We start from the raw sequence: 16,351 nt of genomic DNA on the forward strand, positions 1-16,351 counted from the left end.
ACACCAGCCCCCGCCAAATACGTCGGGATCAACCTGCCCGAGACCAAAACACCCCAAAAACTAGCCCAGTGACTCCACACAGCTTGACAATTTTCGCGTTGCCCAAAAACCTGCATCAAGTGAGAGAGCGTTCGAGTTGGGCGGCGGTCTTTCGCGTAGGAGCGCATCGCGGCGCATCGGGAACCGGAGGTCGCACAGCGACCGGAGGTTTCCCTATGCGTCGTGTCTAAGCGACGGCGAAGGGCCGCTGTCCGGCGGACTTAAAGGGGCGGTCCGCGGACTAGCGTTCGCGCTGGGGGTCTCCGGCTACGGTTTTGGCGGCCTCGACTTCGAGCATGAGCGTGCCCTCTTCTTCGACCAGCAGTGCCTGGTACACGTGGGGTTTGCGCTTGTAGCTGAGGTAGGCGATGCAGCCGTTCGCTGCGGCCATCTTCTCCAGCATGATCTCCGACCCCGGCACCAGGAGCTGGCCGAGGGTAAGGCCAACGGTGTTCTCCTGGCCCACTTCATCGCCCAGGGCAGTGGTGCTGCGCGCGGCGATGGCCTTGGTGGCGCACACCCAGCGGCCCCAGACGCCCTTGCTCTCCAGCAGGCTGGGCTGCTGGTTCATGGGGACGGTGGCGGCGAAATAGCGGGTGTCGAAGCGGCGGTGCGCGAAGTCGGGGCTGCGCCAGTTGACGAGCGGCTTCAGCAGATCGGTCCGCAGCGAGAGTCCCCGCTTGGCGAGGAGCTCCGTGAAGGTCTTCTCCTGGTCGGCAACGGCCACACGGGCCCGCATCCAGTCCTGCGTTGACGTATTTTCCACGGTGGTGGACATGTCCGGCCCGGCAAGGAGCACGCCGGCTTCCTCAAAGAGTTCGCGGATGGCGCCCACCACGTGGCGCCGCGCCAGCCCGACGTCGTCCGTCCCCATCTGCTCGGCCCAATGCTGGGGTGAGGGGCCCAGCCAGCCGACGGCGTCGTTGTCGGACGCCTCCAGGGAACCTCCGGGGAAAGCGAGGACGCCCAGCGGCGAGGAGCCGGGCCGGTACCCCAGCCATGTCTCCAGGCCGGTGGGCGAGTCCCGCAGCAGCACAACGGACGATGCGTAGCGGGCGGCACGCGGGGTCCGCTCACCGTGTTCGAGCCAGCTTTGGGCAGCCCCTTCAAGATCCGGAGGAAGGGCAAATAATCGTCGGGCGAGCTGAGGCAATTGAGTGAACCGGGTCCTTAGCTGAATTCAGCGATCAGTTCGACCTCTACGGGAGAGTCGAGCGGAAGAACCGACACGCCGACGGCGGAGCGGGCGTGCCGGCCTGCGTCACCAAAGACCTGGCCGAGGAGCTCGGACGCACCGTTGATGACGCCAGGCTGTCCGGTGAAGGCCGGATCGGAGGACACGAAGCCCACCACCTTGACTATGCGGGTGATGCGGTCCAGATCGCCGATGACGCTCTTGATGGCCGCCAGTGCGTTGATGGCGCAGACAGCGGCGTAGGCCTTGGCGTCCTCCGGGGACACGGTGGGCTCGTCGGAGGCGCCCTCTGTGCCGGTGGAGACCTTGCCGGTTGCTTCGAGTTTGCCGTTAATAAACGGCAGCTGGCCGGACGTGTAAACATGGCTGCCGGTGATGACGGCCGGCACGTAGGCGGCGACGGGAGCGGCCACCTCGGGGAGGGTCAGTCCCAGCTCGGCGAGGCGCTGCTCGACGGCGGAAACCGGCGCTGACTCAGACGCGTTTTCCGGCGTGGATAAAGGGCCGGACGTGGTCTCTGCGGGGGTGCTCATTGCTACTGCTTCTCCCTCTTGAGGTAGGCAACCAGGCCGTTGCCGTCAGGTCCGGTGATTACCTGGACGAGCTCCCAGCCGTCCTCTCCCCACTGGTCCAGGATCTGCTTGGTGGCGTGAATAATGAGCGGAATCGTCGCGTACTCCCATTTGGTCATGAGCTAAAGACTAGTCCTTGCCGGTAAAGTGGAAAACATGGTGACTCGTAAGAACCCCATTTTCGACACGGCCACTACCCTCGGAAAGATATTTGGTTTCCTCGGTGTGAGCGCGATTTGTGGTGTCCTGGTGGCGGGCCTGCTGGTTCCGGCTGCGGCCGTTTCCGGCAGCGCGGCAAGCGGTTCTATCGAGTTCTTCGATACCCTCCCGGCAGAGCTGCAGGTGGACCCCCCCAGCCAGTCCACCCGGATCCTCGCCGCGGACGGCAGCCTGATCGCGAACCTCTACGAGGAAAACCGGACCAAGGTTGCCCTCGACCAGATCTCGCCGTTCGTGAAGGAAGCCATCATCGCTGTCGAGGACAGCCGGTTCTACGAGCATGGCGGTGTGGACACCACCGGCATCCTCCGCGCCATGGTCAGCACAGCCCGTGGCAACAAACAGGGTGCCTCCACCATCACCCAGCAGTACGTGAACAACGTGCTCAACTCCAACCTCGCTGCCGAGGGAAACACTGAGGACATCAAGCTCAACGGTGTTAACAAGGGCGTGGGAGACAAGCTTCGCGAAATGAAGCTCGCGATCGCCCTGGAGAAGGAATTCTCCAAGGAACAGATCCTCGAGGGTTACCTCAACATCGTCTTCTTCAACCGCGACGCCTACGGCATCGAGGCCGCGTCCAAATTCTTCTTCAGCACCACCGCCAAGGATCTGACCCTCCCGCAGGCAGCACTCCTGGCTGGCCTCGTTAACAGCCCGTCAGCGTTTGACCCCATCACCAACCCGGAGAACGCCAAACAGCGCCGGGACCTGGTGCTGGGCCTCATGCTGGACCAGGGAAAGATTACCCAGGTCGATCACGACGCCGCTGTGGCCACCCCGGTGGAACCGAAGATCACAGAGTCACGCCAGGGCTGCGCGTACGCCACCACGGCACCTTACTTCTGCAACTACGTGCTACACCTGCTGCTTAACAACCCGGCCTACGGTGCGGACGCAAAAGAGCGCGAACAGAAGATCTTCCGCGGCGGCCTGACCATCACCACCACGCTGGACGTCAACGCCCAAAACGTTGCCCAAGCTGAGTCTGATGCAGCCGCCGGCGTCAATCCGGACAACTGGGGTGCGTCCATCGTCTCCGTGCAGCCCAACACCGGCAAGATCCTGAACATGGCGCAGAACACGTCGTTCCTGCCCACCGAAGGCAAGTTCAACCAGACGCAGAACTTCAACGTAGACAAGCTGGACAAGGACGGCAACGACCTCAACGGCCTGGGCGGATTCCAGCCCGGTTCCACCATGAAGCCCTTCACGTTCGCCGAATGGCTGAACGAGGGCAAGGCCATGAACACCAACATCAACGCCGCCACTCGCAAGTACCCGCAGAACTTCCCCTGGAAGAACACGTGCCCGGACCCCACCGTTGGCTGGTACGACGCCAGGATTCCCGGCAGCTTTGACCTGCAGAACTCCGACGAGGGCTACTACCGGAACATGACGATCCTGTACGGCCTGCAGAACTCGATCAACACGGCCACCTTCGCCTCGGCGGCTCAGGTTGACCTCTGCGGCATCCAGAAGATCGTGGATGCGGTCGGAATCCACGGCGGCCTGCCCTCGGCTGAAGATCCCAACCCGAAGGTCAAGATGACCACTTTGGCCAACCTGATCGGCTCCACGCAGACCGCCCCGCTGACCATGGCCTCCGCGTTTGCCACGTTCGCCAATGACGGCAAGTACTGCGAGCCCATCGCTATCACCTCTGTCACAGACCAGACCGGCGCGCAGCTCCCGGCACAGGCCACGAGCTGCCGGGATGCCGTCAAACCGGAGGTCGCCCGGGGCGTTGCGTATGCCATGCAGAAGGTCCTGGATGAGGGGTCCGGATCCCTCATCAAGCCGCGACTCTCCACGAAGACCAACTTCCCGGTGGCCGCCAAGACCGGCACCAACGACACCAACGGATCCACCTGGGTGGTCGGTTTCACCACCGGTGTGGCCACCGCCGCATGGTTCGGTGACCCGCTGGGTGACCAGAGCCGTGAGGGCCGTAACCTCACGGTCAATGGAAAGTTCTACAAGGCGATCGACGGTTACATGATCGCCGGTCCCATGTTCTCCAAGTACATGGCCCAGGTCGCTCCGGCCTATGGCACCAACGCGTTCACGGCCCCGCCCACCAACATGGTGAGCGGAACGCCCGCCCGGACCACGCCGTCAACGCAGGCCACCGCGCCTGCCACGGCTCCCGCCCCGCAGCCGTCCACGGACCCTGCACCGGGCAACAGCGACAAGAAGAACTAGCCTCCCATGGCAGTCAGCCCTGCATTGGCCAGCCGCGTCCGGAACATCGGGCGCGGCTTTGCCGTCACCGCCGGCGCGGGCACTGCGGCGGGTCTCGCCGCCGTCGGATACGGGCTGTGGGAGAAGAACCAGTTTGTCCTGCGCGAGGAGGCACTGCCCATCCTGCCCGCAGGCCACCCGCCCTTCCGCGTCCTGCACCTGAGCGACATCCACTTCGTCCCGGGCCAGGACACCAAGGCGCGCTGGCTGGAGTCGCTGGCGTCGCTGGAGCCGGACCTGGTGGTCAACACCGGGGACAACCTCAGCCACGTCAAGGCGGTGGAGCCCCTGCTCAAGGCACTGCGACCGCTTCTGGAGTTTCCCGGCGTTTTCGTCCCGGGGTCCAACGACTACTTCGGCCCTAGATTCAAGAACCCCGGTTCCTACCTGCTGGGCCCGTCCAAGGTCAAGCCCAAACCCATCGAACTGGACTGGCCGCGGCTGCGGTCCGGCTTCGGCATGGGCGGCTGGGTGGACCTCACCAACCGGCACCAGTCGGTGGTGTTGAAGGGCATCCGTTTCGACTTTTCCGGCGTGGACGATCCGCACTTGGGCCGGGAGCGCTATGCGGGCTGGCCCCGCGGCACCCGTGACCAGGATGAGAACGCGCACCTCCGCGTTGCGGTCATCCATGCCCCGTACCAGCGGGTCCTGGACCACTTCACGCAGGACGGCGCGGACCTGCTGCTGGCGGGCCACACCCATGGCGGCCAGCTCTGCATCCCCGGCTACGGCGCCCTGGTGTCCAACTGCGACCTCCCCACGTGGCGGGCCAAGGGACTCAACAACTGGGAAAGCAACGGACGTTCGACGCCGGTCAACGTCTCGGGCGGCATCGGCACCTCCCGGTTCGCTCCCATCCGCATCGCCTGCAAACCCGAGGCCGTCCTGCTGACGCTCACCTCCCCCGAATAACGAAGGTGTGAACCTGCTCACGCCATGGCATAGGGTAGTTGCTAAGGGAAACTACATTCGATTTAGAGCTTGAGAAGCGGGCATGGCCAAGCAGACCTCATTTTTCAGATCCATCAGCCGTCTTTACCCTCACGTGAGGCCGATCATCCCCCGGCTGGTGATGGGGCTACTCTGCGCACTTCTGGCCAGCGTCGTGGCGCTGACCATACCGCAGGTGCTGCGCGTCCTCGTAAATGAGTCCCTCAAACCCGGTGGCGCGTCGGACGCCGTCTGGACTGCCGCCGTCGTCATCCTGGTCCTGGGCATCGCCGAGGCGGGACTCGTGGCCTTCCGCCGGCAGTTTGTGATCAACCCGGCCACCACCGTGGAAACCCGGATGCGGGTCTCGCTCTATGGGCACCTGCAGGACCTGACTGTGTCCTTCCACGACCGCTGGGGCTCCGGCCAGCTGCTGTCGCGTGCCATGACGGACCTGAACTTCCTGCGCCGCTGGATGGCTTTCGGTGCCATCATGCTGGTGGTCACCACGCTCACGGTGGTCATCGGCATTGTGGTTATGTTCTCCATGAGCTGGCAGCTGGCCCTGATTTTCCTGGCCGCAGCGGTGCCCGTCATGGCCTACGGTTTCCGGTTCCGGACGCGCTTCAGCAAGGTGGCGCGGCGGAGCCAGGACCAGGCCGGCGACCTCGCCACCACGGTGGAGGAATCCGTCCACGGCATCCGCGTCCTGAAGGCCTTCGGCCGCAGCCGCGAGGCCCTGGAGAACTTCAACGAGCAGGCCGAGGAACTCCGCCAGACCGAGATCGTGAAGGCCAAGCACCAGGCAACGTTCACCATGGTGGTTACCCTGCTGCCGGAACTCGCGCTCGGCGCCGGGCTGGTGGTGGGTGTGATGCTCTGCGCCAGCGGCCAGTTGAGCATCGGCGCCCTGGTGGCTTTCTTCGCCACCGCCGCCGTCATTGCGACGCCGGTGGAGTTCTCCGGCATGCTGCTGGCCATGGCACTCACCGCCAAGTCCGCCGTCGACCGCCACTTCGAGGTCATGGATTCGGTCAACACCATCACCAGTCCCCCGGCGCCGCGCACCCCCTCGCAGCTGAAGGGCGCGCTCAGCTTCAAGAACGCCACATTCGCGTTCGAGGACGCACCGGACAAGCCCATCCTCAAAGAGATCAACCTGGACGTCCGGCCGGGCGAGACCATGGCCCTGGTGGGCATCACGGGAAGCGGCAAGAGCGCGCTGATCCAGCTGGTCCCGCGCCTGTTCGACGTCACCGACGGCTCCATCACCATCGACGGGGTGGACCTGCGCGAGTTCGACGTCGACGGGCTCCGGCGCGTGGTGGGCGTCGCGTTCGAGGACACCACGCTGTTCTCCAATTCCGTCCGCGACAACGTGCTCCTCGGGGCGCCCGACCGGACCGAGGGAGCCTTGGACGAAGCCCTGGATGTAGCGCAGGCGCACTTCGCGTACTCGCTGCCGGAAGGCGTGGCCACCCTCATCGGCGAGGAGGGACTGAGCCTCTCCGGCGGGCAGCGGCAGCGGATCGCCCTGGCCCGGGCCATCGCGGCGCGGCCCCGGGTCCTCGTACTGGACGATCCGCTCTCGGCCCTGGACGTGCACACCGAGGAGCTTGTGGAGACCCGGCTCCGCGCGGTCCTGAAGGACACCACCACGCTGATCGTCGCGCACCGCCCGTCCACCGTGGCGCTGGCCGACAGGGTGGCGCTGCTCGAGGATGGCCGGATCGCCGCCGTCGGAACCCACACGGAACTTCTGGCGCACAACCCCCATTACCGCTACGTCATCGCCAGCCTGGACCAGGAACCACGGGACCTGGATTCGGAACTGTCGGAGCTTGAGGACGAGTCAGAGGACAGCATCCGATGAGTAACACAACCTTCGGCACCGCCAACGAGGACGACACCCACCTCAGCAAGTCGGACAGTAAAACCGTACGACGGCGGTCGCTCGCCCTTTTGGCCACCCTGATCCGTCCGGTGCGGCTCAGGTTCTGGCTGACCATCGCCACCGTGGTCCTGTCCCAGGCCGCGCGCGTGGCCGGGCCTGCACTGATCGCGTTCGGCATCGACCACGCGCTCCCGTCGTTGCAGGCGGGCGACAACCTCCCTCTGGTGCTTACCGGCGTCGCCTACCTGCTCGCAGCGATCGCGACGGCGGGACTCACCGCCCTCTACGTCACCTCCACCGCGCGGCTCAGCCAGGCGATGCTGCTGGACCTGCGCGTCCGGGTCTTCCGGCACACGCAGCGCCTGAGCCTGGAGTTCCACGAAAAGTACACGTCGGGACGGATCATCGCCCGGCAGACCTCGGACCTGGATGCGCTGCGGGAACTCCTCGACTCCGGCGTCAGCTCCCTGGCCTCGGGCCTGCTGTTTATGGTCTTCACGGCTGTGACGGTGTTTGCCTTGGACTGGCGCAGCGGGCTGATCGTGCTGGCCGCCGGCGTCCCGATGCACTTCCTTTCGCGCTGGTACCAGAAGCACTCCCAGATCGTATTCCGCGAATCCCGGGTGGTGTCCGCCCGGCTGATTGTGCATTTTGTGGAGACCATGACCGGGATCCGCGCCGTGAAGGCTTTCCGAAGGGAAACTGAGAACGCCGGGACGTATGGCCGGCTGGCTGAGGACTACCGGCTGGTAACGGTCCGCTCTATCAACCTCAACGGCATCTTCCAGCCCGGGCTGGTGCTGATCGGCAACGTCTGCGTGGCCGTGGTGCTCCTGTTTGGCGGGTTCCGTGTGCTGGGCGGGGACCTTGCCGTGGGCGTGCTGCTGGCACTGATCCTGTCCACCAAACGCTTCTTCCAGCCGGTGGACCAGATGGCCATGTTCTACAACTCCTTCCAGAGCGCCCAGGCTGCCCTGGAGAAGGTGTCCGGCCTGCTGGAGGAGGTTCCCACGGTCCGTCCGCCCAAGAACCCTGTTGCGCTCCGCGATGCCAGGGGCGCCGTCGATTTCAAGGGTGTGGAGTTCCGCTACGGCGACGGCCCTGTGGTCATCCCCACCATGGACCTGCACATCCCCGCCGGCCAGACCGTTGCCCTGGTGGGGCAGACCGGCGCCGGGAAATCCACGCTTGCCAAGCTGATCGCCCGCTTCTACGACGTCTCCTCCGGCTCCCTGACCCTGGACGGAGTGGACCTGCGCAGCCTCACCACCACGGACCTGCGCCGGAACATCGTGATGGTCACGCAGGAGGCGTTCCTGTTCAGCGGCTCCGTGGCGGACAACATCGCCCTTGGCCGGCCGGAGGCTTCCCGGGCGGAGATCGAGGATGCTGCCCGGGCCGTGGGCGCCCACGACTTCATTACCGAACTCCCCGAAGGCTATGACACCGATGTCAACAAGCGCGGCGGCAGGGTGTCCTCCGGGCAACGGCAGCTGATCAGCTTCGCCAGGGCGTTCCTGGCCCGGCCGGCGGTGCTGATCCTGGACGAGGCCACCTCGTCGCTGGATATCCCCTCTGAGCGGCTCGTCCAGAGCGGCCTGGCGCGCCTTCTGCGGGCAACGTCCGACGCCGGCAGTCCGGCAGGTGCCCCGGGCTCGTCTGGTGCGGGGTTTGCGACCGAGGGCTCAGCTTCTGCGGGCGGCGGCCGGACGGCGCTGATCATCGCGCACCGCCTCTCCACCGTCGAAACCGCCGACCGCGTCCTGGTGGTCCATGACGGCCGCGTGGTTGAGGACGGCACCCCCGCGGAACTCATCGGCGGCGGCGGACGCTTCGCAGACCTCCACGGCGCCTGGAAGGACTCCCTGGACTAGGGATCTGACCCGGCCGGCGCCGCCGATTTCGCATCCGGGCCCGGCGTCGGCTATCCTTGTAAAGTTGCTTTTGCAGCGGATCGGGATGTGGCGCAGCTTGGTAGCGCGCGTCGTTCGGGACGACGAGGTCGCAGGTTCAAATCCTGTCATCCCGACCAATCGAAAGAGGGTCTCCCCCAGGGGAGGCCCTCTTTTGTATCTCCCGGCGGTCAAGTACCCGGGGCAGAACCGTCACGTGTCCGGGCAAAGAAATAGCCCCGAGGCATGATGACCATGCCCCGGGGCCGCGCCTCCTGAGAGGATTCCTTACATCGGGTCAGTTGCCCACGTTGGTGGTGTAGGTCTAGCCCTTGTCCTTGACGGGCTTGGACATTGGATCGGGCCAGTTGCCAACGGCTACGGATACGCCGGTGGTATCGGCGATGGAACCTGCCGACAGGACAGCCGGGGCCGCCGCAGAAAATGCCAAGGCAGCAGCAAGTAGGCCTGCGGCCGCAATATTCTTCAACATATGAGTTCCTCAATACGAGTCGGATTCGTTACAAAGTCAGCACTGTCCTTGTTGACATACATTGTAAAATGTTTTGCACAGGTACTGTCAAGCATTGAGTACAAAGACTGTCCAGAATCAGGAGGAATTCCCGTGGGCAACGGATTCGGGGAGAAGCTCCGTGCGGAGCGTCTCGAACGTGGGCTGACACAGGCTGCACTGGGCAAGGACCTGTATTCCCCCAGTTATATCTCCCTCCTCGAAACCGGCCGCCGTGAGCCGACGGCCGAAGTCATCGAGGAGCTCGCCCGCAGGCTGGAGCTGGCGCCCAAGGCGCTGGAAGCCTGGAGCCAACCCATCACAGTCAGCGACGCCGAGTACGTCCTGGCCGGCCTCTACGCGCGCCAGGCCTGGGACCTCAGGGACTATCCGCTGGCGGCCACCCACGCAGCCACCGCGGCCCAGATAGCTCTGGAGGGCAAGAACACCAGCGCGTGGTGGAACATGACCTACATGCAGGCCGAATGCCTGATCAAACAGGGCAACTGGCAGGAATGCCAAAAGATCATGCAGCACCTCCTGGAGCACCCGATGGCCACGGAATCTGCCGGCCTCGCCGTCCGTGCCCGCCAGATGCTCGCCGCTATCTGCCAGGGCCAGGGCCAGCTGAGCACTGCCGTCGAACATGCGCTGGCGGCCGTACAACTCTGCGGCCAGCTGCCCAACGGATCCACCCTGATCATCGGCGCCTACCGCGCGCTGATCGGGGCGCTGGCGGAGAGCGGCCGCCTGGATGAGGCCTGGAAATACTGCCAGGCCATGAATGACCAGATGGACGAGCACTCCATGTCCCAGCTCGCCGGTGAGGTTGCCTGGGTGATCGGCAACGTGGCCTTTATGCGGCACGATTACCCCGAAGGCATCAAGTACCACGAGCGCGCCGCCCGGATGCTGTCACCTGCCAACGACATCGATCTGTGGGCCCGTTTCAACAAGGCCTCGGCCGCCGTCCGGCTGTCCTCCGGAATCGTAGAACCGGAAACACTTTCCAGCATCGAGCGCGCCGAACTGGCGCTGTCCATTGTGGGCGGCAACAAGAGCGACCAACTCGAAGTTGCGTTTATCCGCGCGCGCTGGCTTTATCTCACCGGCGACATCGTGGCTGCCATCAACAAGCTCCGGGAAATCCACGCCGAATCCGGCGCGCTGGCCAAGCACACGGCCGGGGAAGTCTCACTCCTGCTGGGCAAGTCGCTGAAGGCCGCCGGTGAGTCCGACGAAGCCCTGGTCTACCTCGAAGAAGCGCAGAAGGCCTTCAGTGCCGCGGGAGCCTCGGACCGTGTCCAGCAGGCCCTAGACGCGGTCCTTGAGATCAGACTCGCCCAGCAGCGGGCCGCCGCAGGAGCGAAAAACGCCAAGGCAAGCTAGTAACGGGCCCGGCCGGAAGCCGGGCCCGTCAAAGGTGTTCTAGGCGAACGTCCTGCCGGTGATTTTCTCGTAGGCCTCGACGTAGCGGCCGCGCGTCCGGGCCACCACGTCTGCGGGCAGGGCTGGCGGTGGCGATTCGGAGGACCGGTCCCAGCCTGATTCGGCGGACGTCAGCCAGTCGCGCACATACTGCTTGTCGTAAGAAGGCTGCGCTTTGCCCGGCTCATACGTGGCCGCATCCCAGAAACGCGAGGAATCCGGTGTCAGGACCTCATCGCCCAGGGTGATGGCCCCGGACACGGCGTCGTAGCCGAACTCAACCTTGGTGTCGGCCAGGATGATGCCGCGTTCGCGGGCGATCTTCTCCGCGCCGGTGTAGATCTTGAGGGTCAGCTCGCTCAGGCGTGCGGCGATGTCGTCCCCCACCATGGCCACAACATCGTTGTAGGAGATGTTCTCGTCATGCTCGCCCACTTCGGCCTTGGCAGACGGTGTGAAGATGGCCCGTTCCAGCCGGGACCCGTCCACCAGGCCCGGCGGCAGCGGAATCTCGCAGACCGTCCCCCTGGCCTTGTACTCCAGCAGCCCGGTGCCGGTGAGGTAGCCGCGGGCGATGCATTCCACGGGGAACATATCCAGCTTCCGGCAGATCATCGCGCGGCCTTCCACGGCCGCGGGAACGCCGTCCTCCACGGTGGATGCCAGCACGTGGTGGACCACGTCAAGCTGGTCGAACCACCACAGGCTCAACTGCGTGAGGATGCGGCCCTTGTCCGGGATCTCGCTGGCCAGCACGTGGTCGAAGGCGCTGATGCGGTCGCTCGCCACCACCAGGACGCAGTCCTGGCCCACCTGCCGGCGGATGGCTTCGTCCGCCGGCTCGTAGAGGTCGCGGACCTTGCCGGAGTAAACGTGCGTCCAGCCCGGCAGGTCCAGGGTTTCGGTGCTGAAGCCGCGGGGCTGCTGTGGTTCCTGGGCGGAGTTCTCAGTCATGTTATGCCTTCGCCTTCGTGACAGGGAGCGATCCGGTGGCCAGTGCCGTTACCTTGATCTCACCGCGGGCGGCCTTGCGTCCGATGTCCGTCCGGAACTGGGAGCCTTCCAGCTGAACCAGCTCCACGCCGTCGTACGCCCGTTCCCGGGCCTCCACCAGGTCGCTGCCGAGGGCAACGACGGCGAGCACCCGGCCGCCGGCGGAGATCACCTTGCCGTCGTCGTCGAGCGCAGTGCCTGCGTGGATCACGTGCACGCCGTCGAGCTCGTCCACCTTCTTGAGTCCGCGGATGCGGTCACCGGTGCGCGGGGTGTCCGGGTAGTTTTCGGACGCGACGACGACGGCGACGGCGGTCTCCTTGGACCAGCGCAGCTCGTCTGCCTTGTCCAGTTCGCCCTTGGCGGCTGCCAGCAGCAGCGCACCGAGGGGGGTCTTGAGCCGGGCCAGGACGGCCTGCGTCTCGGGGTCGCCGAAGCGGACGTTGAATTCGATGACGCGGGTGCCGCGCGTGGTCAGCGCCAGGCCCACAAACAGCACACCCACAAACGGGGTGCCGCGGTTGGCCATCTCGTTGACCGTGGGCTGCGCGACGCGGTCGATGACTTCCTGGACCAGCCCGGCCGGGGCCCATTCCAGCGGCGTATAGGCACCCATGCCGCCGGTGTTGGGGCCTTCGTCGTTGTCGAAGATGCGTTTGAAGTCCTGCGCCGGGGACAGTGCCACGGTGTTGCGGCCGTCACAGAGGACAAAAACTGAAACCTCGGGGCCATCGAGGAACTCCTCGATCACCACGGTGCCGGCGGCGTCGAAGCACGTCTGCGCATGGGCCAGGGCTTCGTCGCGGTTGTTGGTGACCACCACGCCCTTGCCGGCGGCGAGGCCGTCATCCTTCACCACATAGGGTGCGCCGAAGGTGTCCAGGGCCGCGGCGGCTTCCTCGGCGTTTGTGGCCACCATCGCCATGGCCGTGGGGACTCCCGCTTCGGCCATAACTTCCTTGGCGAACGCTTTGGAGGCTTCCAGCTGCGCTGCGGCCTTGCTGGGGCCAAAGACCGGAATGCCGGCGGCGCGGACGGCGTCGGACACCCCGGCAGCCAGCGGCGCCTCGGGGCCCACCACCACGAGGTCCACGCCGAGCTTGGTGGCCAGCGCCGCGACGGCGTCGGGATCATTCCCGTCAATGTTGTGGGTGGGGACCAGCTTGCTGATGCCGGCGTTGCCGGGAGCCGCATGGACCTCGGATACGTTGGGGTCGGCGAGCAGGGAGCGGACAATGGCGTGTTCGCGGCCTCCAGGGCCAATGACGAGTACCTTCACAGTCTCCAAGGGTACTTTGTGCACCCTGCCCTTTCCTAAGGGGGTGCTCCTAAGCTGTGTCCTCGCCCGGCCATCCCTGCGGCCCGCCGCAACGAATCCAAGGCATGAAGAAGCTTCTGAAGTGGCTCAAGGACCCCGCCGCAATGGCCGCGCTGGCAGGCGTGGCGGCTGCCGCCGTCGTACTTTCCGTAGCGGAGCTGATCGGAGCGTTCTTTACCGCCCGGGCAACTCCGGTGATCGCGTTGGGGTCCACGTTCATCGACTTCACACCGCCGTGGATGAAGGACTTTGCCATCGCCACGTTCGGCACGAATGACAAAGCCGCGCTGTTTGTGGGGATGGGCCTGACCATTTTCCTGCTGGCCTGCGTGCTGGGTGTGGTGGCCTACCGCAAGTGGGCGCTGGGCGTTGCCGGTGTGCTGCTGATGGGCGCGGTGATCGTGGCCAGCGTGGTGACTCGGGCCAGCGTGAAGCCGCTGGATGCCATCCCCACCGTGCTGGGCACAATTGCAGGGCTGGTGGTGCTGCGGCTGCTGATCGCCCCGCTCTGGCGGCTGAAGTCCTGGCCCGAGGCTCCTGCCGACACGGGCGCCGCGGAACCTGACCGTCCCGCCACCAGCCGCCGACGCTTCTTCGCCGCGGCCGGGATCACCGTGGCCGGCGCTGGGATCGCAGCCACGGGCGGACGCCTGCTCAGCGCCGCCCGCAGCAACATCACCAAGGCCCGCGAGGCCCTGCAGCTGCCCACCCCGGCAAAGGCCGCGGCCGCTGTGCCCGCCGGCGTCCAGTCTCCGGCAGCCGGCGTCGGCCCCTGGCTGACCCCCAACGGGGACTTCTACCGGATCGATACCGCCCTGAGCGTGCCCGAAATCAACGCCGAAGACTGGGAGCTCCGCGTGCACGGGCTGGTGGAGGAAGAGGTCCGCCTCACCTTCCAGGACCTGCTCGACGCCGACCTCATCGAATCGCACGTGACCCTCACCTGTGTTTCCAATCCCGTGGGCGGAAACCTCGCCGGGAACGCTCGCTGGCTCGGCCTTCCCATCCGCGAGGTCCTCAAGCGCGCACGTCCCAAGGACGGTGCGGACATGGTGCTGTCGACGTCGATCGATGGCTTCAGCGCCTCCACGCCGCTGGAGGTCCTGCAGGATGACCGCGATGCCATGCTGGCGATCGGCATGAACGGCGAGCCCCTGCCGCTGGAGCACGGCTATCCGGTGCGCATGGTGGTGCCCGGGCTGTACGGTTTTGTCTCCGCCACCAAGTGGGTGGTGGACCTGGAAGTGACGCGGTTCGCGGACAGCAAGGCCTACTGGACCCAGCGCGGCTGGTCCGAGCGCGGCCCCATCAAGACCATGGCCCGGGTGGAAGTTCCGAAGTCCTTCGCCAAGGTGCCCGCCGGCCGGGTGGCGATCGGCGGCACTGCGTGGGCGCAGACCCGCGGCATCACCAAGGTGGAAGTCCAGATCGACAACAACCCCTGGGCCGAGGCAGTCCTGTCCACCGAGGCGTCCCTCATCACGTGGCGCCAGTGGTCCTTCGACTGGGAAGCCACACCGGGACCGCACTACATCAAGGTCCGCGCCACCGACGGAACGGGCGAGGTCCAGACCGATCAGCGGGCCGATCCGGTGCCCGACGGTGCCTCCGGCTGGCAGTCTGTCATGGTCACCGTGGAGTAGCCCGGCATTCGCCGATTCCGCCCCTAGACTGGCATCATGCCGCACAACCCGCATGCCACGTTCACCGTGGACTCCGCCGTCGAACTCGCCGTTATTGAACGAAGCGGTTTTGTGGAGTCCCGGCACATCGGCTCAGCCGTCGTACTGTCCGGCGACGGGTCCGTCGTCATAGAACTCGGTGACATCCGGACTCCCTTGTACGCACGGTCCGCGCTTAAACCGCTGCAGGCCCTGGCGGCCATGCAGTCCGGAGTTCCGCTGCGCGGCGCTCAGGTGGCGCTGGCCTGCGGCAGCCACGTGGGCTCCCTGGACCATATGGACGTGGTGGAGGGAATGCTCAAGGCCGCCGGCGTCCGGGAGGACCAGCTCCAGTGCCCCGCCGCCTGGCCGCAGGACGAGACGGCCCGCAACTGGCTGGTCAGGTCCGAAAAGGGCAAATCGAAGCTAGCCTTCAACTGCTCCGGCAAGCACGCCGCCTTCCTGTGGGCCTGCACCGAAAACGGCTGGGACACCCACAGCTACCTTGAACCGAACCATCCTCTGCAGCAGCGCGTCCGAAGTGTGATCGAGGAATACAGCGGCGAAAAGATCGCCCACCTGGGCATTGACGGGTGTGGGGCCCCGGTGGCCGCCATTTCGCTGACCGGGTTGGCGCGAGCGTTCTCGATGCTGGCCAAGGCCCCGGGCGACAAAAATTCCAACGCCCGCGCCGCCACCATCGCCACGTCCATGCTCGACTACCCCTGGGCCGTCCAGGGGCGCGGCGAGGCCAACACCATCGTGATGGACGAACTGGGCATCATCGCCAAGATTGGTGCCGAGGGCGTCCTGGCCATGGCCACACCCCAGGGTGTCTCGGTGGCCATCAAGATGCTTGACGGGAATCTGCGGGCCACGTCCCTGGTGGGTCTGACCCTCCTCGCCGCGGTTGGCGCCGTGGATATCCCCGGCGTCTCCAGCGTCCTCGAAAAAGTGGTGGCCCCGGTGATGGGCGGCAGCCACGAGGTGGGCAAGATCCGCCTGGGCCCGGCCGTGTCCGCGCTCCTGGACTGATGGCTGTAGCACGCCGTCGGATCGGCATTGAAGAAGGCACAGCGGCACTGGCCGCATGGCAGGAAGCCGCCGCATCGCCGTCGGACATTCCGCTCCCCCGCAACGTCACCGCCACGGCCGTGCGGTACACGCTGGAGGAGGTGACCGCGCGGGCGCCGGGGAACTCGGTGGAGGTGCGGGTGCCGCCGTTCGGCGTCACCCAGTGCGTGGAGGGACCGCGGCACACCCGCGGAACCCCGCCCAACGTGATCGAATGCGACGCCGCCACCTGGCTTGGTATGGTGACCGGCCAGTTGAGCTGGTCGGACGCTGTCGCGGCGCACAAGGTGTCCGCCTCCGGCCTGCGCGCTGACCTCTCAGGCCTGCTCCCCCTCTAACCTGCCCCACCCTCCCAACCGTCCCGGCACCGGCGCGAAC

14 protein-coding genes and 1 tRNA gene are annotated in these 16,351 nt (G+C 65.9%); 9 read left to right on the forward strand and 6 right to left on the reverse strand.

Annotation, left to right across the window (positions count from 1 at the left end):
- Window positions 1-280: 280 nt before the first annotated feature.
- The 3 genes from ACX80X_RS18535 to ACX80X_RS18545 are packed head-to-tail and all read right to left on the reverse strand — an operon-like array spanning window position 281 to window position 1,925.
- Window positions 281-1,192 (reverse strand): NUDIX hydrolase, encoded by a 912-nt coding sequence (locus ACX80X_RS18535; protein ID WP_459312998.1) that lies wholly within the window; start codon window positions 1,190-1,192, stop codon window positions 281-283.
- 17 nt (window positions 1,193-1,209) lie between these two features.
- The gene (locus ACX80X_RS18540; protein WP_252609772.1) at window positions 1,210-1,767 is read right to left on the reverse strand and encodes a RidA family protein; all 558 of its coding nucleotides are present in this window, start codon (window positions 1,765-1,767) and stop codon (window positions 1,210-1,212) included.
- 2 nt (window positions 1,768-1,769) lie between these two features.
- A complete protein-coding gene (locus tag ACX80X_RS18545) occupies window positions 1,770-1,925 on the reverse strand; it encodes a DUF4177 domain-containing protein (RefSeq protein WP_099093395.1) in 156 nt (51 codons plus the stop codon).
- A gap of 37 nt (window positions 1,926-1,962) precedes the next feature.
- On the opposite strand from ACX80X_RS18545, the gene ACX80X_RS18550 reads away from it, so the two are divergent.
- The 5 genes from ACX80X_RS18550 (at window position 1,963) to ACX80X_RS18570 (ending at window position 9,128) form a co-directional block, all read left to right on the forward strand.
- The gene (locus ACX80X_RS18550) at window positions 1,963-4,230 is read left to right on the forward strand and encodes a transglycosylase domain-containing protein (protein WP_252609770.1); all 2,268 of its coding nucleotides are present in this window, start codon (window positions 1,963-1,965) and stop codon (window positions 4,228-4,230) included.
- A gap of 6 nt (window positions 4,231-4,236) precedes the next feature.
- Window positions 4,237-5,184: a metallophosphoesterase gene (locus ACX80X_RS18555; RefSeq protein ID WP_459313005.1), complete on the forward strand. Its 948-nt coding sequence runs from the start codon at window positions 4,237-4,239 to the stop codon at window positions 5,182-5,184.
- Between the two features lie 82 nt (window positions 5,185-5,266).
- Window positions 5,267-7,075 carry an ABC transporter ATP-binding protein gene (locus ACX80X_RS18560; protein WP_459313006.1) on the forward strand — a complete coding sequence of 603 codons (1,809 nt, stop codon included), beginning with the start codon at window positions 5,267-5,269 and terminating at the stop codon, window positions 7,073-7,075.
- The gene (locus ACX80X_RS18565) at window positions 7,072-8,970 is read left to right on the forward strand and encodes an ABC transporter ATP-binding protein (protein WP_459313008.1); all 1,899 of its coding nucleotides are present in this window, start codon (window positions 7,072-7,074) and stop codon (window positions 8,968-8,970) included. The genes ACX80X_RS18560 and ACX80X_RS18565 overlap by 4 nt, the downstream gene beginning before the upstream one ends.
- An 81-nt stretch (window positions 8,971-9,051) precedes the next feature.
- Window positions 9,052-9,128: transfer RNA gene (locus ACX80X_RS18570), tRNA-Pro, on the forward strand.
- 185 nt (window positions 9,129-9,313) lie between these two features.
- Here ACX80X_RS18570 and ACX80X_RS18575 read toward each other — a convergent pair.
- On the reverse strand, window positions 9,314-9,481 hold the full coding sequence (locus ACX80X_RS18575; RefSeq protein ID WP_252600306.1) for a hypothetical protein: 168 nt from the start codon (window positions 9,479-9,481) through the stop codon (window positions 9,314-9,316).
- A gap of 132 nt (window positions 9,482-9,613) precedes the next feature.
- Between ACX80X_RS18575 and ACX80X_RS18580 the strand changes: the two genes are divergently transcribed.
- The gene (locus ACX80X_RS18580) at window positions 9,614-10,888 is read left to right on the forward strand and encodes a helix-turn-helix domain-containing protein (protein WP_252609755.1); all 1,275 of its coding nucleotides are present in this window, start codon (window positions 9,614-9,616) and stop codon (window positions 10,886-10,888) included.
- A 39-nt stretch (window positions 10,889-10,927) separates the two neighbouring features.
- Here ACX80X_RS18580 and ACX80X_RS18585 read toward each other — a convergent pair whose 3' ends face one another.
- Window positions 10,928-11,881, reverse strand: coding sequence for a phosphoribosylaminoimidazolesuccinocarboxamide synthase (locus ACX80X_RS18585; RefSeq protein ID WP_252614113.1), 954 nt, complete (start codon window positions 11,879-11,881; stop codon window positions 10,928-10,930).
- 1 nt (window position 11,882) lies between these two features.
- Window positions 11,883-13,199 (reverse strand): phosphoribosylamine--glycine ligase, encoded by a 1,317-nt coding sequence (gene purD / locus ACX80X_RS18590; protein WP_459313020.1) that lies wholly within the window; start codon window positions 13,197-13,199, stop codon window positions 11,883-11,885.
- Window positions 13,200-13,303: 104 nt separating this feature from the next.
- On the opposite strand from purD, the gene ACX80X_RS18595 reads away from it, so the two are divergent.
- Genes ACX80X_RS18595 through ACX80X_RS18605 form a run of 3 tightly spaced genes read left to right on the forward strand, consistent with a single transcriptional unit; the run spans window position 13,304 to window position 16,311 of the window.
- The gene (locus tag ACX80X_RS18595) at window positions 13,304-14,881 is read left to right on the forward strand and encodes a molybdopterin-dependent oxidoreductase (RefSeq protein ID WP_252600301.1); all 1,578 of its coding nucleotides are present in this window, start codon (window positions 13,304-13,306) and stop codon (window positions 14,879-14,881) included.
- A 36-nt stretch (window positions 14,882-14,917) separates the two neighbouring features.
- Window positions 14,918-15,934 carry an asparaginase gene (locus tag ACX80X_RS18600; protein WP_252600300.1) on the forward strand — a complete coding sequence of 339 codons (1,017 nt, stop codon included), beginning with the start codon at window positions 14,918-14,920 and terminating at the stop codon, window positions 15,932-15,934.
- Window positions 15,934-16,311 (forward strand): sterol carrier family protein, encoded by a 378-nt coding sequence (locus ACX80X_RS18605; protein WP_252600299.1) that lies wholly within the window; start codon window positions 15,934-15,936, stop codon window positions 16,309-16,311. Before ACX80X_RS18600 ends, ACX80X_RS18605 begins: the two co-directional genes overlap by 1 nt.
- Window positions 16,312-16,351 lie beyond the last annotated feature (40 nt).

This window comes from Pseudarthrobacter sp. MDT3-1, from assembly GCF_054510755.1.